The organism is Mycobacterium sp. RTGN5 (assembly GCF_033804465.1).
In the GTDB taxonomy this organism is placed as follows: domain Bacteria; phylum Actinomycetota; class Actinomycetes; order Mycobacteriales; family Mycobacteriaceae; genus Mycobacterium.
On record NZ_JAPZLA010000001.1, the window covers coordinates 1,123,435 to 1,142,963 of the forward strand.

Annotated in this window: 21 protein-coding genes and 1 tRNA gene; 8 read left to right on the plus strand and 14 right to left on the minus strand. The window is 67.5% G+C overall.

The features are described 5' to 3' along the window. Window positions 1–130 precede the first annotated feature (130 nt). Genes SLQ31_RS05520 through SLQ31_RS05535 form a run of 4 tightly spaced genes read left to right on the plus strand, consistent with a single transcriptional unit; the run spans window position 131 to window position 3,362 of the window. The gene (locus tag SLQ31_RS05520) at window positions 131–1,699 is read left to right on the plus strand and encodes an ABC-F family ATP-binding cassette domain-containing protein (protein WP_319430372.1); all 1,569 of its coding nucleotides are present in this window, start codon (window positions 131–133) and stop codon (window positions 1,697–1,699) included. 9 nt (window positions 1,700–1,708) lie between these two features. Continuing rightward, window positions 1,709–2,131, plus strand: a complete 423-nt coding sequence (locus tag SLQ31_RS05525; protein WP_319430373.1) for a hypothetical protein — start codon at window positions 1,709–1,711, stop codon at window positions 2,129–2,131. Next, window positions 2,128–2,721 (plus strand): GNAT family protein, encoded by a 594-nt coding sequence (locus tag SLQ31_RS05530; RefSeq protein WP_319430374.1) that lies wholly within the window; start codon window positions 2,128–2,130, stop codon window positions 2,719–2,721. Before SLQ31_RS05525 ends, SLQ31_RS05530 begins: the two co-directional genes overlap by 4 nt. Window positions 2,722–2,774: 53 nt before the next feature. Continuing rightward, complete coding sequence (locus SLQ31_RS05535) at window positions 2,775–3,362, plus strand: LpqN/LpqT family lipoprotein (protein ID WP_319430375.1); 588 nt, start codon at window positions 2,775–2,777, stop codon at window positions 3,360–3,362. A 7-nt stretch (window positions 3,363–3,369) separates the two neighbouring features. On the opposite strand, the gene SLQ31_RS05540 is transcribed toward SLQ31_RS05535, so the two are convergent. From SLQ31_RS05540 to SLQ31_RS05550, 3 genes are all read right to left on the minus strand, one after another. Continuing rightward, on the minus strand, window positions 3,370–4,257 hold the full coding sequence (locus SLQ31_RS05540; protein ID WP_319430376.1) for a helix-turn-helix domain-containing protein: 888 nt from the start codon (window positions 4,255–4,257) through the stop codon (window positions 3,370–3,372). Window positions 4,258–4,325: 68 nt separating this feature from the next. Beyond that, window positions 4,326–5,840 (minus strand): carotenoid oxygenase family protein, encoded by a 1,515-nt coding sequence (locus SLQ31_RS05545; RefSeq protein WP_319430377.1) that lies wholly within the window; start codon window positions 5,838–5,840, stop codon window positions 4,326–4,328. Further along, window positions 5,830–7,059, minus strand: a complete 1,230-nt coding sequence (locus tag SLQ31_RS05550; RefSeq protein ID WP_319430378.1) for an acetyl-CoA acetyltransferase — start codon at window positions 7,057–7,059, stop codon at window positions 5,830–5,832. The genes SLQ31_RS05545 and SLQ31_RS05550 overlap by 11 nt, the downstream gene beginning before the upstream one ends. A 208-nt stretch (window positions 7,060–7,267) precedes the next feature. Here SLQ31_RS05550 and SLQ31_RS05555 point away from each other — a divergent pair, with 208 nt between their 5' ends. Beyond that, complete coding sequence (locus SLQ31_RS05555) at window positions 7,268–7,951, plus strand: GAF and ANTAR domain-containing protein (protein WP_319430379.1); 684 nt, start codon at window positions 7,268–7,270, stop codon at window positions 7,949–7,951. Window positions 7,952–8,015: 64 nt separating this feature from the next. Then, window positions 8,016–9,143 carry a GGDEF domain-containing protein gene (locus SLQ31_RS05560; protein ID WP_319430380.1) on the plus strand — a complete coding sequence of 376 codons (1,128 nt, stop codon included), beginning with the start codon at window positions 8,016–8,018 and terminating at the stop codon, window positions 9,141–9,143. Here the strand turns inward: SLQ31_RS05560 and SLQ31_RS05565 are convergent. Continuing rightward, on the minus strand, window positions 9,140–9,787 hold the full coding sequence (locus tag SLQ31_RS05565; RefSeq protein WP_319430381.1) for a phosphoribosylanthranilate isomerase: 648 nt from the start codon (window positions 9,785–9,787) through the stop codon (window positions 9,140–9,142). The genes SLQ31_RS05560 and SLQ31_RS05565 overlap by 4 nt on opposite strands. Window positions 9,788–9,871: 84 nt before the next feature. On the opposite strand from SLQ31_RS05565, the gene SLQ31_RS05570 reads away from it, so the two are divergent. After that, window positions 9,872–10,651: a dienelactone hydrolase family protein gene (locus SLQ31_RS05570; RefSeq protein WP_319430382.1), complete on the plus strand. Its 780-nt coding sequence runs from the start codon at window positions 9,872–9,874 to the stop codon at window positions 10,649–10,651. A gap of 35 nt (window positions 10,652–10,686) precedes the next feature. Here the strand turns inward: SLQ31_RS05570 and SLQ31_RS05575 are convergent, their stop codons facing one another. The 4 genes from SLQ31_RS05575 to SLQ31_RS05590 form a co-directional block, all read right to left on the minus strand. Continuing rightward, complete coding sequence (locus SLQ31_RS05575; protein ID WP_319430383.1) at window positions 10,687–11,550, minus strand: alpha/beta hydrolase; 864 nt, start codon at window positions 11,548–11,550, stop codon at window positions 10,687–10,689. A gap of 34 nt (window positions 11,551–11,584) precedes the next feature. After that, a tRNA-Arg gene (locus SLQ31_RS05580) sits at window positions 11,585–11,657 on the minus strand. A 52-nt stretch (window positions 11,658–11,709) separates the two neighbouring features. After that, window positions 11,710–11,946: a transcription antitermination regulator gene (locus SLQ31_RS05585; protein ID WP_319430384.1), complete on the minus strand. Its 237-nt coding sequence runs from the start codon at window positions 11,944–11,946 to the stop codon at window positions 11,710–11,712. 62 nt (window positions 11,947–12,008) lie between these two features. Continuing rightward, the gene (locus tag SLQ31_RS05590) at window positions 12,009–12,842 is read right to left on the minus strand and encodes an LLM class F420-dependent oxidoreductase (protein ID WP_319430385.1); all 834 of its coding nucleotides are present in this window, start codon (window positions 12,840–12,842) and stop codon (window positions 12,009–12,011) included. Window positions 12,843–12,936: 94 nt separating this feature from the next. Here SLQ31_RS05590 and SLQ31_RS05595 point away from each other — a divergent pair, with 94 nt between their 5' ends. Further along, window positions 12,937–14,031, plus strand: a complete 1,095-nt coding sequence (locus SLQ31_RS05595; protein ID WP_319432856.1) for a glutamate--cysteine ligase — start codon at window positions 12,937–12,939, stop codon at window positions 14,029–14,031. On the opposite strand, the gene SLQ31_RS05600 is transcribed toward SLQ31_RS05595, so the two are convergent. The 6 genes from SLQ31_RS05600 to SLQ31_RS05625 form a co-directional block, all read right to left on the minus strand. Continuing rightward, complete coding sequence (locus SLQ31_RS05600) at window positions 14,024–15,391, minus strand: aldehyde dehydrogenase family protein (RefSeq protein WP_319430386.1); 1,368 nt, start codon at window positions 15,389–15,391, stop codon at window positions 14,024–14,026. The two genes, SLQ31_RS05595 and SLQ31_RS05600, sit on opposite strands and share 8 nt — an antisense overlap. Before the next feature lie 2 nt (window positions 15,392–15,393). Next, a complete protein-coding gene (locus tag SLQ31_RS05605; protein ID WP_319430387.1) occupies window positions 15,394–16,482 on the minus strand; it encodes a phenazine antibiotic biosynthesis protein in 1,089 nt (362 codons plus the stop codon). A gap of 91 nt (window positions 16,483–16,573) precedes the next feature. Further along, the gene (locus SLQ31_RS05610) at window positions 16,574–17,623 is read right to left on the minus strand and encodes a poly-gamma-glutamate hydrolase family protein (protein ID WP_319430388.1); all 1,050 of its coding nucleotides are present in this window, start codon (window positions 17,621–17,623) and stop codon (window positions 16,574–16,576) included. Between the two features lie 2 nt (window positions 17,624–17,625). Next, window positions 17,626–18,849, minus strand: a complete 1,224-nt coding sequence (locus tag SLQ31_RS05615; protein ID WP_319430389.1) for an Nramp family divalent metal transporter — start codon at window positions 18,847–18,849, stop codon at window positions 17,626–17,628. Between the two features lie 66 nt (window positions 18,850–18,915). Continuing rightward, window positions 18,916–19,158 carry a hypothetical protein gene (locus SLQ31_RS05620; protein WP_319430390.1) on the minus strand — a complete coding sequence of 81 codons (243 nt, stop codon included), beginning with the start codon at window positions 19,156–19,158 and terminating at the stop codon, window positions 18,916–18,918. 31 nt (window positions 19,159–19,189) lie between these two features. Then, window positions 19,190–19,516 carry a hypothetical protein gene (locus SLQ31_RS05625; RefSeq protein ID WP_319430391.1) on the minus strand — a complete coding sequence of 109 codons (327 nt, stop codon included), beginning with the start codon at window positions 19,514–19,516 and terminating at the stop codon, window positions 19,190–19,192. Between the last annotated feature and the right edge of the window lie 13 nt (window positions 19,517–19,529).

Consider the following 19,529-nt stretch of genomic DNA (forward strand, 5'->3'; position numbering starts at 1 on the left):
AATCGCTTGCAGGCGTTCGCAATGCCGGACTAGCGTGGCGGTCGTTCATGTCTGGCATATCGGAAAGGAAGGTCCCTGTCGTGGATCACAGCGTCACTCATCTGACCGCTGACAACCACTTCGGAGACCCATGCCTACCGACTCTGCAATCACCCTGATCGATCTCGACTTCGTCTGGCCGGACGGCACCGTCGCGCTGGACAATCTCAACGCCACGCTGTCGACCGGACGGACCGGACTGGTCGGCGCCAACGGCAGCGGAAAGTCGACCCTGCTGCGCCTGATCGCCGGCCGCCTGACCCCGACGGGTGGGCGGATCGTCGCCGGCGGCGACGTCGCCTATCTGCCACAGACACTGACCCTGGATGTCGCGCTGTCGATCGCCGACGTACTCGGCGTGGCTGCCAAACTGGCTGCGCTGAGCGCGATCGAGTCCGGCACTGCGGCTGAGCGCGACTTCGAGGTCATCGGCGAAGACTGGGACGTTGCCGAGCGCGCCGCCGAGGCGTTGCGCGTGATCGGGCTTGGCGCCGCGGACCTGGATCGCACGGTCGGGCAGCTGTCCGGCGGCGAGGCGATGCTGCTGGCCGTCACCGCTCTTCGGCTCGAGCCTGCCGAGATCACCCTGCTCGACGAGCCGACCAACAACCTCGACCGGGACGCCCGCGCCCGGCTGTTCGGCCTGATCGACGACTGGCCGGGCACGCTTGTGGTGGTCAGCCACGACGTCGCCCTGCTGAACCGGATGGACAACACCGCCGAGCTGCACAATCACACGCTCACCTCGTTCGGCGGTCCGTACCGCGACTGGCGCGCGCACCTGGACACCGAGCAGGCCGCCGCGGCGCAGGCGGTGTCGGCGGCCGAGCAGACGGTGCGGCTGCAGAAGCGCCAGCGTGCGGCCACCGAAACCAAGCTGGCGCGGCGAAACCGCAAGGCGCAGAAGGACTATGCCAACAAGCGGGCGCCGAAGATCGTGATGAACAACTGGGCGGCGTCGGCCGAGGTGTCGGCGGGCAAGCTGCGTACCGGACTCGACGAGAAGGCGGCAGCGGCCGCAGGCGCATTACAGGCCGCCGAGGCCAGGGTCCGCAGCGATGAGCACATCCGCGTCGACCTTCCCGATCCCGACGTGCCGGCCAGTCGCAGGCTCGCCGAATTGCCCGGCAGCCGTGGACCATTCGTGGTGATGGGGCCGGAGCGGATCGCTGTGGTCGGACCGAACGGCATCGGGAAGACCCGGCTGCTGGACGATCTACTCGCCGGGACCACCGGCCGATTGCTGACCGATCGGGTCGGCTACCTGCCTCAGCGCATCGACGGGCTGGACGAGCAGGCCAGCGTGCTCGACAACGTGGCGGCGCCGGACAGTGATGCCGCCCTGGTGCGCACCCGGCTGGCGCGGTTCCTGCTGCGCGGCGACTCGGTGTACCGGCCGGTGGCCACGCTTTCCGGCGGCGAACGGTTCCGCGTCGCGCTGGCCCGGCTGCTGCTGGCCGAGCCACCGCCGCAGCTGATCGTGCTCGACGAACCGACCAACAATCTCGACCTGGCCAGTGTGGACCAGCTGGTCGATGCGCTGCGCGCCTACCGTGGCGCCCTGCTCGTGGTCAGTCACGACGACGAGTTCCTGGCTCGGCTGGGCCTGGACCGGACCTTGTCGATGCGGCGCCCCGGCGTACTGGACGAGGCGAGTTAGGGTCGGACCATGGCACATCTGCGTGTGGGCTGGTTCGTCGTGCTGTGCGCGGTGGTGCTGGCCGTCAGTGCCTGGCTGCCGTGGTTGACGACCCCGGTCAAAGGCGGTGGACGGGCCAGCGCGATCGGCGGCACGGTCGGCAGCATCGTGCTGCCGCCCCGCTTCGGCGCCGGGCAGTTGATCGTGCTGCTGGCCTCGGTGCTGATCGTCACCGGCGCGATGGTGGCGCGCAACCTGTCCCCGCGACTGGCCGCCGCAGCGGCACTGGTGATCTCGGTGCTGCTCGGGATACTGACCTACTGGTACTACCACCTCAACGTCAGCCCGCCGGTGTCGGCGGGGTACGGCTTCTACATCGGGGCGGTGTGTGCCGCCGGTGCGCTGCTGTCGTCGGTGTGGGCGTTGGTCTCCGCCCTGGTGCGCAGAAGGTGAGCCGTTTCGTCGAGCCGGTCATTTTGGCTGGCGCGCACTGGGTTTCACTGGAGCCGCTGCTCGACTCCCATGTTCCGGAAATCACCGCCGCCGCGGCCGACGTCGGCGAGCTGTGGTTCACCAGCGCACCGTCGCCGGACGACGCCGCGGCCTGGGTGAGCAGGATGGCCGCGATGCAGGCCGCCGACGACGGCGTGACCTATGTGATCCGGCGACGCAGCGACGGCGCGGTGGTCGGCTCGTCGAGCCTGTTCCATGTCGACGCCGCCAACCGGCGACTCGAGATCGGTCACACCTGGTATTCGGCGTCGGCGCGGCGCACCGGAGTCAACACCGAGACCAAACTGGTAATGCTCTCCCACGCGTTCGACCAACTCGGTTGCGTCGCTGTGGAGTTCCGCACGCACTTCTTCAATCAGGTCAGCAGGACGGCGATCGAACGGCTCGGCGCCAAGCTGGACGGCGTGCTGCGCAGCCACCAAGTGCTGGCCGACGGCTCCCGGCGCGACACCGTGGTCTACTCCATCCTCGACATCGAGTGGCCCGCGGTTCGCAACAACCTCAACTACCGCCTGCACCGCCCCCGGTAGGCTGGGCCGTCGGTTCGTTCGGAGGGATGAGATTGCACAGGGTTACGGGACAGGTGTCGGCCGTACTGGCTGCTGCACTGGTGGTGGCGATCGCAGGCTGTTCGGACGACGCGAAGCCGGCCGCCGCCAAATGCGCCGAGGTGGCGGGGCCGATGATCGACATCCCCACCCGAACCGATCAGGAGCCGCGGCTTCGGCTACCCCAGCCGAAGGGCTGGGAGCGCACCACCAAGCTGGACTCCGAGACCATCCGATTCGCGCTGCGCAACGAGAGCCTCTCCGATCAGGGGTTCACCCCCAATGCCGTCGTCACCCTGCAGAAGATGGGCTCCGACATCGGCAAGCCGCAACAGATACTCGACGCTCAGGACAAGCAGTTGGAGGCGAGGCTGAAGGTCAAGGACCTGAAATCCTCTCCGACGCAGGTGTGTGGGTCTGCCGCGCAAACGACCACCTACACCGCACCCGCGATGGGCAAGATCCCCGCCCGCAGCGCGACCTCCCTGGCCGTGGTCTACGAGGCGGGCGACGTCAACTACGTGACCACCGTGACCGTGCAGACGATCAAGCCCGACAACCCCACCTACGTCACGGATTCCGCGGCGATCCTCAAGGGATTCCAGATACTTCCGCCTAAATAGATGGCGCCTAAAGGGCGACGGTGTGGACTTCTCCGCCGCTCAGTCGCTCGGCGCACCGGTCGCAGGCCAATTCACCGGTGAAGCCGGCACCGCAGCCGTGGTGGGTCATCACCACCGCCGGCCCTTCGGGCGCCTGGTACCACCACTGCGCCCACTGCAGCGCGGCGGTCAGCACCGGGAAGAACGCCCGGCCCTTGTCGGTCAACAGGTAGGCGGCCCGTTCCGGGCCCGAGCGCTCTGTCGGTGAGGTGGTGAACACACCGATGTGGCAGAACGTCTGCAGCCGCTCGGCCAGCAGACTGGGTGGGGCGCCGAGCTGGTTTTGAAAATCGGTGAACCGGGTGGTGCCCAGGAACGCGGCTACCAGAAGTGCTGCAGCCCAACGATTTCCGAGAATACTCATGGTCTCGGGGAACAACCCTGCGCGGCGGGTGGTCGTGTCGGGCTCCGAACGGCGCCGCGTCGACGCGGCCGGCGCCGACCGCGTCCATGTTCCGCTGGGGCCAAGGCTCATTGCCACTTCCGAACCGGTGACCACGTCACGGCAGGTGTTGCACCGCAATTGGGGTGCAAAGTGGGATCCGCAGGCGCCGTGGCGCATGGCGGGCAGCTTTTCGTGATGCCCGGTCACCCAATTGCGTTCCCACTCCCAGATCGACAACAACGCCGGCCAGAGCGAGCGGCCGCGACCGGTGACCAGGTACTCGGTGCGCGCCCGGGTGGACGCGTGCACCTTGCGGGTCAGCAGGCCATCGCTGACCAGGGTCCGCAGTCGGCTGGTCAACACCGAATTCGAGATCGGCAACCGTGACATGAACTGGCTGTAGCGGCTGGCGCCCATCAACGCCTGCTGAACGATCAGCAGGTTCCACTCGTCACCGAGGAGACCCAGCATCCTTCCGATGGCATTGGGACTGTCGGGCGCCAAGACAGTGGGTGTCTCGGCAGCTGCGGTATCGGCCACTACAGTCCGATCGACTCGGCGGCCGAATCGCTGGTATGCCAGCGGCGCAGCGAGTCGCCGGCCACCCAGGTGGAGTGCGTTCCGCTGGAGATCCGTTCCGGCAGTTGAAGTTTGCACACCGGGCCGTCCGGTATCCGGGCTGCGTCGAACACCAGGCAATACGAGGCGTCGGCGGTCATATCGGTGGTCAGGGTGACCAGGTAGCCGTCGTCCTCGGCCCGGGAGCCGACTCGCGGTGCCATCGCGGTCTCGCTGCCGTAGACGCCGTCGCCGAATGCATAGCGCTGTTCGCTGCCGGTGTGCAGATCGTGCCGGACCAGTCCGTCGAACAGGAACCAGCCAGGTTTCCCGCTGGCCGCGTAGGTGTAGCGATAGGGCTCGCCGGCGTGGCTGGAGTTGATCATGCCGAACTCGGTGATGCTGTCGGACAACGATTCTTCGGTGAGCCCGCCGGTGCGCATGTTGAGCCGCCAGCGGTGCAGCCTGGCCTGCATCCGGTCCAGCGCGAGGAACCGGAACGCCCGCTGCCACTTGGTGCCGGTGCCGTTGTCGCTGGGTTCGGGGTCGCCCTGGAAGAAACCGTCCAGCACGATCTCGTCGCCGTCCTCGTAGGCATTGGTGAAGTGCAGGACGTAGGTGGGGTCGGCTTCGAACCACTGGATTTTGCCGCCGCCGCGGCGGGGGACGACCGCGAACCGCGATGGCATGTCGCGGTGGAAACGGGCGACGTGGAGGTCGCGCTCCAACAGCTCGGGATCCCAGAACAGCGGAAAGTCGTTGAGGATCACATAGTTTCGGGTGAACGCCATGTCGTGGGGGAGTCGCGGTCCTGGCAGCGGCACGTCGGTGTAGTGCACCAGGTCGTTGTTCGCGTCGACCACCCCGTAGTGCATGTAGGGCGCGGCCTTGGAGTAGTTGAAGAACAGCATCTCGCCGGTGCGGTCGTCGACCTTCGGATGCGCCGAGACACCCCAGTCGCCGGGGAAGCAACCGTTGAAGGTTTCCTTGCCCAGCGTCTCGGCGGAGTACGGGTCGACGCGGTAGAGATCGCCACATTGGTAGAAGCTCGTCAGCGCGGTGCCGCGGTGCACAACGACATCCGTGCTCGAGGCGTCCTTCATCAGTGTGCGCGCACCCCAGCCGTAGTCCACCTTCGCCAGCGGCAGCGGTTCGGCCAGCCCCGGCCAGAGCGGGCCAGCGGCGGCGTTCTCGGCTTCGAAGCCCTCGGTCCGGACAAAGCGGTTGCGGTAGAACGCGGTTCCGTCGCGGAAGCCGACGATGTGGAGCATGCCGTCACCGTCGAAGGGGTGATAGGCCTTCAGCGCCGGATGCAACGGGTTCTCGGTGTTGCGCAGATAGACACCGTCGAGATCGGTGGGGATCTCGCCGTCGACGACAGTGAGATCGTCGGCGCGCCACTCGGTGTTCTGCGGTCGCCATGCCCCGGTTCGATACGGGTGGTCGTCGTCCTCAGAAAGGGTGGACAGGAATTTGCCGACGATCTCAGTGTGCATCGTCTGCCGATCTGATCACGAAACTCACTGTGGTGGCGGTACTACCGCCGAAATTCAACGTGCCGAAGCGGCGCGCCCCGTCGACTTGGTAGTCACCGGCGATGTCGCTGACCTGCTTGGCGGCGTCGAGCATCATCCGGATCCCCGATGCACCCACCGGGTGGCCGCCGCCGATCAGGCCGCCGCTCGGGTTGATCGGCAGCCGGCCGCCGATCTCGATCTCACCGTTCTCGATCGCCTTCCAGGATTCGCCGGGCCCGGTGAGGCCGATGTGATCGATGGCGAGGTACTCGCTCGGGGTGAAACAGTCGTGCACCTCGATGCCGTCCAGATCGTCGAGGCCGATGCCGGCGCGGCCGAACGCATCGTGCACGGCGGCACGGACGTGCGGCACCACATAGGGGTTCGCCGCGTCGCGGTCGAGTTTCTGCCGCAGGCCCAGCCCCACCGTGCGGTGGCCCCAGCCCTCGATCAGCCCGATCGGGCGCACCCCCGGGTGATCGCGCAGGAAGTCGTCGTTGACCAGAACGACGCCGGCACCGCCGTCGGTCATCTGGCTGCAGTCGTAGCGGCGGATCCGCCCCTCGGTCGGCGGATTGACGGCGTCGTCGCTGCCATGCGACACCAGATCGGGGACGTCCCAATCCCTGGTCTGCGCGTTGGGGTTGCGCCGGGCGTTGGCGAAGTTCAGTGCGGCGATCGCGTGCAGGTGAGCGTCGTCGAGGCCGAAGCGGCGGTCGTACTCGTCAGCGACTTCGGCGAACATCGACGGCCACACGAACTTCGCGTCCGCGCCCTCATGGCCCGTCCAGGCCGCGGCACCGAGGTGGGCTGCCGCGATGTCGCCGGGCACCGTCTTCTCCAGCTCCACACCGACCACCAGTGCCGTGCGGTAATTGCCGGCCCGCAGATCCGCCATTGCCGCCAGCGCTGCCACGCTGCCCGAGGCGCACGCCGCCTCGTGGCGGGTTGCCGGGGTGTCCCACAATCCGTCGTGCACCGTGGCCGGCATGGCGCCGAGGTGGCCCTGCTGGGCGAACATCTCGCCGAACGCGTTGGCGACGTGCACGACGTCGATGTCGGTGGCGTCGATCATCGACGCGGCCAAGGTGAGGTCGACGACCTCACTGGTCAGCGCCGCGTAATCGCGGCCCTCCCGGGTGAGATTGCGAGCGAAGTCGCTCTGATAGCCACCGAGGATCCAGACGTTGCCTGCCACAGCGGCGAAGTTACTACAGCTAAGAGAGTGGCGGGTCGGATTGCGTTGAGTCGCCCAATGTTGGGGTCGGCCCCGCCGGCTCGCGGTCTGAACCGACAGGACCTCACGAGTTTGGGTGTCGACCACCGAACTCGCTTGAGCGCAGCATTACCGAACCCGGTCATCCACAAACGTGCCCGCTGTCAGCGCGGTGGTGAACACTGGGTGGATGTCCCCGACCAACCACGATCTGGCGCTGCGGATGGCCGAACTCGCTCGGACCACCGCGGCACCCCGCGACGTCAAGGAGGTCCTCGCCGGCGTGACCGCCGCAGCGACCGAGATGATTCCCGGCACCGACACCTGCGGGGTGCTGTTGATCGGCAAGGGCGGGAAGTTCGAATCGCTGTTCGGTACATCCGATTTGGTCTACAAGGTGGACGCGCTGCAAGAAGCGTGCGGGGAGGGGCCATGCATCGAGGCGGCTCTCGGCGAGCTGATCGTGCGCACCGACGACTTCGCCACCGAACGGCGCTGGCCCAAGTACAGTCGCGCGGTCACCGAGCTCGGGGTGCGCAGCGGGTTGTCGTTCAAGCTCTACACCAGTGCGACGACCGCGGGTGCGCTGAACCTGTTCGGCCACAAACCCGGGGCGTTCGATGCGCAGTCCGAAGTGATCGGATCGGTGCTGGCCGCTCACGCTGCGTCGGCCATCATCGCCAGCCGCCACAGTGAGCAGCTGGAGTCGGCCTTGACTAACCGGGACACCATTGGCCAGGCCAAAGGAGTGATCATGGAGCGGTTCAAGGTCGACGCGATGCGCGCCTTCGAGATGCTGCGCGAGCTGTCCCAGTCCACCAACACCCGCCTGGTCGATATCGCCGCCCGGGTGATCGAGACCCGGCAGGATTAGGCGCGACGGCCGTGGCGGCGCCGGTATCGTGGGATTAGTTTCTGGCGCTGGTGGGGGATGCTCGATGGTGGGGGACGCACTCAAGCGGTGGTGGCAGCAGTTCGCTCATTACGAATGGCTGAGCGGCTACCTCGCCGACCGAGGTATGCGTGGGGCCACGCGAGCCCTCATGGCATTCATCGCTGCCTCGTTGGTGGTGTGTCTGCTGGCGTTGCTCGCCTCGTCGGACGGGCCGACCGGGACCGGGCAGATCGTGATGACCTGGCTGGCGGTCTCGGGTGGCATCGCCGGGGCCGCGTTGTGGATCGCGCGGTGGCCGACACGTCGCGAGTCAGTGGCCTTCGCCGTGATCACCAACGCCTCGATCGCCCTGGCATGCCTGGCCTATCCGCTGCCGATGGCCGCGGTGATCGGCTGCATCGCCTTTGCCACCATCGGCGCCTACATCGCGTTCTTTCACACCACGGGATTCGTCCTGTACAACTTCGCCGTCGCGGCCGTCGTCGCAACGATCGGTGCGAGCAGGATGGCGGCCGCCGGACATCCCGTGCTTGCCGCGGTGGACTGGTGGCTGATCATTCAGGTCAACATCGCGCTGCCCCTGGCCATCCAAATCTTGGTCCGCGCTCTCGGGGCGGATTTGATTCGCGCCGAACGGGACCCGCTGACCGGACTGCTCAACCGGCGGACCTTCCACCGCTCTGCGTCCAATCTGATCGGTTCGGGGCGAACCGCCGACGCGCACCTCGTGGTGGCGTTGATCGACTTGGACAAGTTCAAGGCGGTCAACGACCGCTACGGGCATGCGGCCGGCGACGAGGCGTTGGTCCATGCCGCGCGGGCCATCGGGGTGGCCGCCGGCAACCACGCGGTCGTCGCGCGCAGCGGCGGCGAGGAATTCTTGGTGGCCACCGTGTCGTCGACCCCGGACTGCCGCGAGCTGGCCCAGCGGATCTGTACCGCCGTCGCCGAGTCACCGGCGAGGGTCACCGCCAGTGTCGGAACGACCGCCGTCCGGCTGCGTGATACCGAAGGCGAGGACAAGCTGCTCGTCGATCGACTCGTCGGCACCGCCGACTGGGCGATGTATCGCGCCAAACGAGCTGGCGGCAACTGCTTCCGGCATCAGGACACCGACCCCATCGGCCGACGCCGGCCGGATCACAACGGCGGCGTGGGTCAAACGGCCTAGCGTTTCGCGCTGTCGACGAACCGTTGCAACCTGCCGTGGTCCTTGAAGCCGTCGGCACCTTTGGTGCCGGAGTTCACGTCGACTCCGAAGGGCTTGACCTGTCGGATTGCCTCGCCGACGTTGTCCGGGTTCAGGCCACCGGCGAGGATCACCGGTGTCGGCAGCTGGTCGGCGATCTGGCGGCTGATCGACCAGTCGTGGGTGTGGCCGGTGCCGCCGACTTGGTTGGTTGCGACGTTGATGGTGTCGAGCACTATGGCGTCGACGATGTTCACGTATTGCCTTGCTGTGGCGATTGATTGGGCGTCGATGACGTGAATTGCCTTGTAGGTCTTGATGTGTGGCAGGCGCTGCTTGATGAGTGTGGCCTTGGCCGGTGAGGTGTCGCCGTGGAGCTGGATGGTGGTGACGCCGATTGCCGTCGCGAGCGCGACGATATCGTCCGGCTCGACGAGGTGGGTCACCAGCACCGACGATGTCGCCGGCGGCAGTGCGCCGATGATTGCCGCCGCGTCGGCCGCGTCAAGGAAGTCGGGGGAGTGGTGCCTCTGGCCGACCAGGAATCCCAGCTCGTCGGCACCGTACTCGAGGGCTGCCAACGCATCGTCGAGCCGGCGGATGCCACAGATCTTGACGTGGATCATTGGGCACAACCTCCGATGGTGCGGTCGGTCAGCTTAGGGCGAACGCGGCGCTAGGGTGCACAAATCCTGGTTAGCGTGGACCATATGATCGCCACGCGCGAGGTCACCTACGACGTCGACGGACTGACGATGGTGGCCCACTTGGCACGGCCCGACGGCAACGGTCCCTGGCCGGCAGTGCTCATCGGACATGACGGAATCGGTCTCGAGGACTATCAGCGCGGCCGCGCCGACGACCTTGCCCGGCACGGCTACATCGCCCTCGCGATGGATTACCACGCTGGCCGGACGTTCTTCGGCGACCCGGACGCGATGCTGGCGCGGGTTATGCCCCTGATGGCTGACCCCACCCGCATGCACGCCATCGGCCGTGCTGCGCTCGATGTTCTCCTTGCTGTGCCCGGCGCGGACCGCGACCGGCTCGCAGCGCTCGGATACGGTGCCGGTGGCCGAATCCTGCTGGAACTTGCCAGCGCGAGAGTGCCATTCAAGGCGCTCGCCGCGATCCATCCGGGCTTGCCAGCCGCCCGCGCCGAAGATTGGAAGAACGTGGGGGGAGCCTACTTGCTATGCACAGGCTCCGAAGACCCACTCTGCACTCCCGATCAACTGTTCGCGTTCGCCAGCGCGCTTCAGGATGCCGGAGTTGATTGGCGCGTAAACGTTTACGGTGGAGCCAAGCACGCTTTTTGGGCCGCTCCGACGCATCCTGACGGCTCATTGACCGGTGGCACCACCCACGTCGTCGCCACCGTGCCCGGTGTGGGCCATCACGCTGTGCACGCGGCACGCGCGTGGCAGGCGGTGCTGGACCTGCTCGATGAGACAGTTGGAGCTTCGTCGGTTTCGATTCAGCAGCCGTGACGAGGGGCTTACTGCTCCGCGGGCCCACCACAAGATCACCGGCGCAACGCGTCGAAGATCTCCTGCCAATGCAGGTGCGCCATGAAGTGGCCACCGGGGCGGGTGTTGAGCGTGGCGCCCGGGATTCGGCGGGCGAGTTCGGCGGGCCAGCTCGGATCGAGGAACTTGTCGTCCGCGCCGCCCCAAACATCCACTGGCACAGCGAGATCCTCGGGTGCAAAACCCCACGGTTGCATCGCGGCGAGATAGTCCTCGACGTGGCCCACCGTCTGCCGAAGGGCTTCGGCAGATATTTGCGCGAAATTCGGGGATTCTTCCGCGCGGATGACGGCGCTATCGACCGGGGGAAGTTCCCGCGCGGCGATGCGGGTGAAGAGACCGGGCACGCGGCGCGCGGTGAAACCCATGACTCCCAGGCACTGTCCCGCCAGCCACGGCATGCGCCGTGACATGTGCATATAGGCCCGGTCTACTGGGGGCATCTGAGCGAATCGCCCCGGCTCGGTCAGCGGCAAACCCCCGGTGACGGCCGCCACTCGGGTCACTGAGGCGGGCAACGCGTAGCCGAGTGCGAGCGCGTACTGGCTACCCATGGACCACCCCATCGCCGCGAACGTATCGAGACTGCCGAGTTGGTCCCGCAGCTCGGCGACGTCCTCGGCCCAGTCTGCGACAGTGCGTCCCGGCTTCGGGTCGGACAGCCCGATTCCAGGGCGGTCGACGGAGATGAGTCGAATGCCGTTCTGCTGGGCGATCGTTGCGCCGGCTGCAACGTCCAGGCGGCACGAAAGGCCGCCGTGGGTGTAGACGACGGGCAAACCATCGGGCGCCCCGTATTCCGCATAACCGAGGGTGCGTCCATCGCGCAGGTGAATCGTCCGATCCTGATCGCCGTGCATGCGCGACTCCTTTTTGCGCATACAAGCACATAAGTGCCCCCGGCAGGATTCGAACCTGCGACACCGGCTTTAGGAGAGCCGTGCTCTATCCCCTGAGCTACGGGGGCGCACCGGCTGGCAGCTTACCGCCTGCCGCCCGCAACCCCGTGTGCCCAGGGCTTAGCGGTGCCCCGCCAGCAGTGCGCCCCACTCGAAGCGGGCCACCGCAGTGGCATTGCTGTCGGCTTCCGGGTTGATGTCCTGGGCCAACCGGACCAGCGCCTGGGCCACCCGCTCGCTGTCCAGGTGATGCCGCCGTGACGCCTGGGCGATCTCACCGGATGCCGCGTCCAGCGTGCACCTTTTCAATCCGACCAGCACGCCCTGTGCGCACTGCTGCATTCTCGTCTCTTCCACCATCGCTTATTCACCTCGTCGAACAAGCCATTGCCACACTGACCCGATCGCAAACCCGAGCCTCAGCGCAGTTCGGCGATGACCTTGGCGAAATACTCCGCGTGGTAGTCCTGCACGGTGAAGTAGGTGATCCCGTAGTCGTCCCGGCGCGCCCGCAGGGTGTCGGCGATATCGCGGGGGGTACCGGCCAGGACGGTGGGCAGCGCCAGCAGTTGTTCCTCGGTGGCGTCGGGGGCGTAGCCGCGGGTCAGCGCGAGATCCGGGATGCCCGAGGAATCGGTGGGCACTCCCGTTATTGCGATGTTGAGTTCCAGGTCGCCGAACCGCTCGCCGGCAGCCGTCCGAACGAAGTCGATGCGCTCGGCGAGCGGATCGTGACCCGGATAGTCGGGCACCCCACCGCCGGTGAGCCCGATGATGTCGGCGTACTGGGCCGCGATCCGCAGCACCCGATCGCCGTTGCCCGCGATCAGGATTGGAATCGACGGCGCGGTCTCCTTGAGGTACTTGGTCGTGTGCCGCAGGTGGTCGACCCGCTCCCCGGCGCTCGGATACGGCATCTCGGCCGCTTCGAACTCCTCGCGCACATACCCGGTGCCCAGCCCGAGATCGAGCCGGCCCTCGCTCAAGACGTCGACGGCAATGGCGTCGCGGGCCAGGATCGCGGGCTTGTAGAACGCCGCGTTGATGACGAAGGTGCCCACCCGCATGGTCTTGGAGTACTCGGCCGCGGCCACCATGGTGGGGAATGGCGCGGGGATCCCGAAGCGGCCGAGATGGTCCGGGACGTGCAGGACGTCGAAGCCCAAGTCTTCGAACCGTCGCACCGTATCGCGCAGCTTCTGTGCCGACTTGACTGATCGCACACCGATGCCGAAGCGAAAGTCTTTGCCCATCCCCGCATGCTAGGACCCAGCCCGGCGGGATCGACAGGGCCGGTCTCGGTATGTGGCACGGTTTGATACGTCGCCGGCGCGGGCATTCCGGTGAATCGTGAATCTCCCTAGCGTCGGTGTAGAAGAAGAATTCCTTCTCGTAGATCCCAGCACCGGGGAGCCGGTCGGCCGCAACGCCGAGGTCGCCAAGAACGCGGCGGCCCGCGGGGTTGACCTGCAACTGGAGCTGACCACGTGTCAGGTCGAGACGGCCACCGAGGTGGCGCAGACGAGTTCGCAACTGCGCCAACAGATCACCGAGTTGCGTCACGTCGTGGCCGAGTCCGCCGAGAAGGCAGGCGCGCGACTGCTGGCCGTCGGCCTGCCGCCCACTGTGCCGCACAGCTTCCCGATCACCGACAACCAGCGCTACCGCGACATCGCCAAGCAGTTCGGCATGATCGCCCACGAGCAGGGCATCAGCGGATGCCACGTCCACGTCGAGGTACCCGACCGCGATGCGGCCATTGCCGTCAGCAATCGGCTGCGGCCGTGGCTGCCGCTGCTGCTCGCGCTGACCGCGAACTCGGCGATCTATCGCAGCGCCGACAGCGGCCACGCCAGTTGGCGCAGCGTGCTGTGGGGCCGCTGGCCCAGCGCGGGACCGCCGCCGCATTTCGAGTCGGCCGAGCACTACGACGCGATCGTGGCGATGCAGCTCGCCACCGGGGTAATGCTCGACGATGGGATGGTCTATTGGGATGTCCGTCCGTCCAAGAAGTTCCCCACCGTGGAGGTCAGGGTCGCCGACATCCCGGCCACCGCTGCCGAGACCGTCCTGCACGCCACGCTGACCCGCGCCGCGGTGATGACGGCGCTGGCCGCCGAGCAGGCCGGAGCACCGGCGCCCCGGATTGACGACCACGTCCTGAGAGCCGCCTATTGGAAGGCCGCCCACGACGGTTTGGACGGTCAGGCCATTGATGTCACCGAAGGATGGACGACCGCGCCCACCTCGGCGGTGCTGGGCAAGTGGCTAGAGCTCTTGCAGCCGGCGCTGAAAGAACTCGGCGACGACGAATGGGTCCACTCGGAAGTGGACCGCCTGCTGTCCGACGGCAACGGGGCCATGCGGCAGCGGGCGGCGTGGCGGGAACGCCACGAGATCGCCGACGTTATCGCCGTCGTGGCGGAGGCGACGCTCAGCTGAGGGTGGTAAACCCCTTGGTGCGCATCAGGAAATCGGCCAGGAAGCCGTCGTGCGGCAGGCCGGTCGCCGTGTAGTAGGTCGGCACTGGGCCGCGGTACACGTTCGCGATCGTGGGCTCGTCGAGCAGGTCGCCGACCAGAGTGTCATCCTCGGTGAATACGTTGACGACCAGCGAATTACGCAGCGGCGCAATGTCATCCGCCCGCCGCCAGGGGGCGATCCACACGCACGGAAATGCCAGCTCGGTGTTGAGGGTCTCAGTGTCCAGACCGGTCAGCAGATGCACGGCCGGGCGCAGCGCCGCGCGGCCGTCGCCCAGATCGGCGCCAATCTGATCGGCGCCCAGCAGCGCGGTGGCGCCTGCGGCGCGGGCGGCGACGAAGGCGGCTAGGGCCCGCGCGGATTCGATGGGCTGGGTGGGCAGGACCGCGCGTTCGTCCTCGGGTGGCAGCGCCTCGATGGTGCGCAGCCGCTCGGCGATCGCCGAAGCCAGGGCCGCCGCATCACCTTCGATGAGCACGGCGGTGGTGTTGACGCAGGCCATGCCGCCAAGGCGGGCAATCGAATCGACGATCACGTCGAGGTGATCGCGCCAGTCCTGTTCGGCGGTCAGCAGGATCTTGGTGCGCCCTGGACCGTTGACGAATACCGCCGGGTCGCCGCCGTACTTGGCCACGACGTCGCTGCCGCCGTACACCAGAGCCAGATCGGCCGACGCGATGATCTCGTCCGCCCCGGCGTGGTCGGTAGGCAGGTACGTCACGTCCTCACCGCGAAAACCGGCCTCCTGTAACGCCGAAACCAGTCGGTGCGCGGTGAACGGTTCGCGCCGCGACGGCCGGACCGCCACCCGGTAACCCATGGCCAGCGCCTGCGGCCACAGCCCGTGCACGCCCGGTGCGTTGCCGGAGGCGTGCACACCGAACAGATCACCGCGCCGTGACCAGATCGCGGTCGCCTGTCCGGGTTGCACGGTCTGCCAATCCGGCACCGCCCCGACCGGCCGAGCCGGTTGTATCGCGTCGAACGCGGCGACGACAGCCTCGCTCACCTCCCTGGCCTGGACCCGGGTGACACCGATCGGCAATCCCGAAACCCGGCTCGCCACGCGAACATACGACTCGAAATCCAAGCCGGCGGCCGTCGACGTGGCGAACACGGCCCCGGCCTTGTGCAGCGCGGCGCGGCGCTGATCGGCGGGAAGCGGCTTGGTCTTGCGCTGCGCGGCCATGGCCCTGGCGATGTAGAGCGGCGGGGCGATGCTCAGCTCGGCCACCGGGGTGCCCGCGGAGTCGGTGATGACTTCGCGTTTGCGGGAACGATGTTCACCGTTGGGGCCTAGACCGGGGAGGTCGATCACGATCAGTACACGCCCTCGATCACCGGCTCGCCGTCGAGGATGGCGACGGGAGCGACCTCGGCCACCGAGTCGCCGATCTGGCCGTCGGGTCCGGGAAGGCGGATCGCACTGTCGCGTTCGAGGTTGTTGGGAATGAACATGCCCTTGCTGATGTGGTTCATCACCACCTGTCCGCGTTCGCCGTAACCGACCTGCTCGCCGGTGTCCGGGTCGACCACCCAGAAGACGACGTAGGGGCTACGCGGATCGAAGACGAATGTCTCACCGGCGGTTCGGGTCTGGGCCTGCGACAGGATCATTGTGCTGCCGAACACCATCGCGATGCTCGCGGCCGGAAACACGTCGCGCAGCACGTCGAGGGTGTCGGGGTCCACATGTGCGCCACTGAGCAGAATGAACCGGACCTTGTCGCCGACCAACTGCGCGAGCGTGTCGTTCCGCGCGATCGCGTCCAACAGCGGGGGAGTGGTGTGCAGGTTGACGATGTCCTGGCTGCGCAGAACGTATTCGGCCTGTTCGAGGATGTGGCTCAGATAGCCCGACATCTCGGCCGCGGCGCCGCGCGCGACGAGCTTCTTGACCCACCGGGGATCGAGGTCGACCAGATGGCAGATCGAACCCAGCCGGGCCGACACCACGCGGGAGAAGTGGCCGACACCGTGCGGGCCGCTGGGCATCAGGCACAGGAAGCCGCGCCCGCCGACGAACCCGGCCCGACGGAAGTCGTCGCTCTGCCAGTCGGCGACCTGGGCCACCCAGTCGGGCAGCTGCGCCGTCCGCTTGGGTGCGCCCGTCGTGCCACCGGACTCGAAGATCAGCGGGATCGGCGCCGGTGATCCGTAGCCGCGGGGAATCAGGTCCTCGGCCGGGGCGTCGCGCAATGCGTTGACCAGATTCGGGAACCGGCGAAGGTCGGCGAAGGTGTGGATGTCGGCCAGCGGATCGAAGTCGAGCGTCTTGGCCGTGCGCAGCCAGTACGCCGAGCCGGTGTCGGCGCCGAAGTGCCATGCCATCGCTGCACGCAGGTACGCGTGCGGGTCCGGTGGCGTCTCGCGCGGCAGATCAAGCAGGGAGAAGTCGACGTCGGCCACACGTCAGATCCTCCAGCAGCTAGCCCCGACGCGACACCAGACGGGGCTGTCGTTAACCGATTCGTCTGCAGGAGTTTGCATCCCAGACCGGTCAGACCCAGGAATCAGCCGCCGCGACCAGACCCTGCACCAGTGCGGCGGTGGCGGGCGAGAGTCCGTCGGCATTCGGCGGCTGGCTGCGTGGGCTGATGCCGCGCACCCGGGTCGGCAATTCCAGCTGCGCCCCACCGCCGCGCACCCGGTTGACCGGGTTGTCGGCGTGCAGGCCGCGCAGTTCGGCGGGGATGGCGGCGAGATCGGTGATCACCTGGTAGCCGGGCAGATCGATGGTCGCGGCCAAGTGGCGGGCCAGCGTCCGGTTGCCACCGCCGGCCAGTAGTTCGGTGCTGCGCCCGATGCGTCCGTAGCCGTGCACCGACACCGCGACGTCGACGTGGTCCAGAAATGCGGCGAGGCGGTCGGATTCGGTGGCCAGGTAGCGCGCCGACGGCAGGTGGTGCGGATAGTGCTCCGGGTGGCGCAGCAGATACAGCGACGCGCCCGCGGCGTCGGCGGCGCGTTCGGCGATGACGTCGGTCATCTGCTCGAGGCCGCCGCCGTGAATGGCGAGGAACCCGAACCGCGACCTGAGCCGGCTCACCTCGACGATCGCAGGGTCGGCAAGGAGTTCGGAAAGTGATTGTGGCCCAGAGGAGTTCGACGCCAGCGGCCGCGGCCAGTGCGCCGGGTCCCAGCGCCGCAGGAAGTCGACCCAACGCTGCGGCAGGCCGTGGTGCTGCGCGCCGTCGATGATTCGCTCCAGATAACCGGGCCGCGGCGGCCCCGGTTCGGTGCGGTGGTCGATGTAGACCCAGGCCGGCGCAGGCCCGTCAGCGGTGTGCACCGTCATCCGGTCGCGCCGATAGCGCACCGGCACCCCTTCGGCGCTGTCCAGGACGGCCAGGTCGTGGTCGGACAGCGACCACAACACGCCGTGGACGGTGCTGCCCGCGAAGGGTTCGAGAGTGGCCACCCCACGCTCGTTGATCAGCCAGTCATGGTCAGCCAGCGTCGCGGGCCGCGGGTCCGCGGCCTCGGGACAACGCCGGGCCATCTGTTGCACGCAGAGATTGGACCCGTAGGCGAAATACGGATGCCGCATCGTCAGTGCGCGAGAGTCAGGTAAATCAACACCACGTTCAGCAGCGTAATGATCACGGCAACCGTCCACCCCAGGGCGGTGGTCAGCCGGCTGTTGGCGTCCGCACCCATCAGGGCCGGATTGCTGGTCATCCGCACCAACGGCACGAGCGCGAAGGGGATGCCGAACGACAACACCACCTGGGAGATGACCAGCGCGCGGCTGGGATCGACGCCGATGGCGAGCACCACGAGCGCGGGGATCAGTGTGATCAGCCGGCGCACCAGCAGCGGGACGCGCTTGTGCAACAAACCCTGCATGATCATCGCGCCGGCGTACGACCCGACCGATGTCGACGCCAGGCCGGAGGCCAGCAGGCCGATCGCGAACAGCAGCGCCACGGTGGGGCCGAGTGTGTCGCGCACGGCGGCGTGTGCGCCTTCGATCGAGTCGGTGTCGCTGCGGCCCTGCAGGTTGGTCGCCGCGATCAGCAGCATGGCCAGGTTGACCGCACCGGCCACCAGCATGGCGATGCCGACATCCCACCGGGTGATGCGCAGCAGCCGGGTGCGCGCCACACCGGCCTCGGGGTGACCGTGGCGGTCGCGGGCGAGGCCCGAATGCAGGTAGACCGCGTGCGGCATCACGGTCGCGCCGAGCATGGCCGTGGCCAGCAGGACGCTTTCCGGGCCGTCGAATCGGGGGATCAGGCCCGCCACCACGTCCGCGGCCGGCGGCGTCCTGACGAACAGGCTGGAGAGAAATCCGATGGCAATGACCAGCAGCAGCCCGGTGATCACCCGCTCGAACACCCGCTGACCGCGCCGGTCCTGCACGACCAGCAGCAGGAGCGACACCACACCGGTGATGACGCCGCCGAGCAGCAGCGGCAGGCCGAACAGCAGCCGCAGTGCGATCGCGCCGCCCACCACCTCGGCGAGGTCGGTGGCGATCGCCACCAGCTCGGCCTGCAGCCAGTACCCGATGCGGCTGGGAGTGCGGGTGTTGTCGCGGACGGCCTCGGGCAGGGTGCGACCGGTGACCAGGCCCAGCTTGGCCGACAGGTATTGCACCAGCCCGGCCATCACGTTGGCGGTGACGATCACCCACACCAGCAGGAAGCCGAACTGTGCGCCGGCACTGATGTTGGCCGCGACGTTGCCGGGGTCGACGTAGGCGATGGACGCGACGAAGGCCGGGCCGAGTAGATACCAGCCCGCCCTGGGGGCGCGCGTCACCTCTGCCAATCGACGAGCCTTCTATCCGGACACTCAAACAAGAAAGTGAGGGTACCCGAAACTAGCCCGCCCGCGTCATATGCCGATGAAGACTCCGCCGAGACCGATGCCCCAGCCGCCGAATCCCCAGCCGGCCAGCGGATTCTGCAAGGCCGGGTTGGGCGACGTGACGATCGCCGCGTGCCCGGGGGTTTCGCAGATCGTGGTGCTGGGTCCGACGTCGGTGCATTGCGCCGGCCGTGCTGTCGCCGGGGCAGCCAGTACGACGGTCGCAACCGCGATCAGCAGTGGAGCCCCAAGAACAATCTTGGTAACCATGTTGGCCTCCTTTGTGGCCGCGATCTCGAACTCAGCGGCCTCCGCCGCCGTGGCCTCCGCCGCCACCGCCACCGGCGCGGCCGGGGTCACCGAAAATCAGTGCGGGACCGTAGAACTCGTCGCCCCATGGATAGGCAAAATCCTCGGGGACTTCTGGGGTTGCGTTGAGCTGCACATTGCCGGGGGTGGCGCATTCGGTGGTCTGGCCACCGATGACGGTGCTGCCCCCGGTGTTGACGCAGCTGGGAACTGTCGGGGTGATCAACGTCGTGTCGGCGCTTGCGGCGGGGGCAAACCCAGCCGCGGCAGCGCCGACGGCGATGACGATCGGAAACACATAGCGGAGCCTGTGCCGCATCGGCATTTCCTTC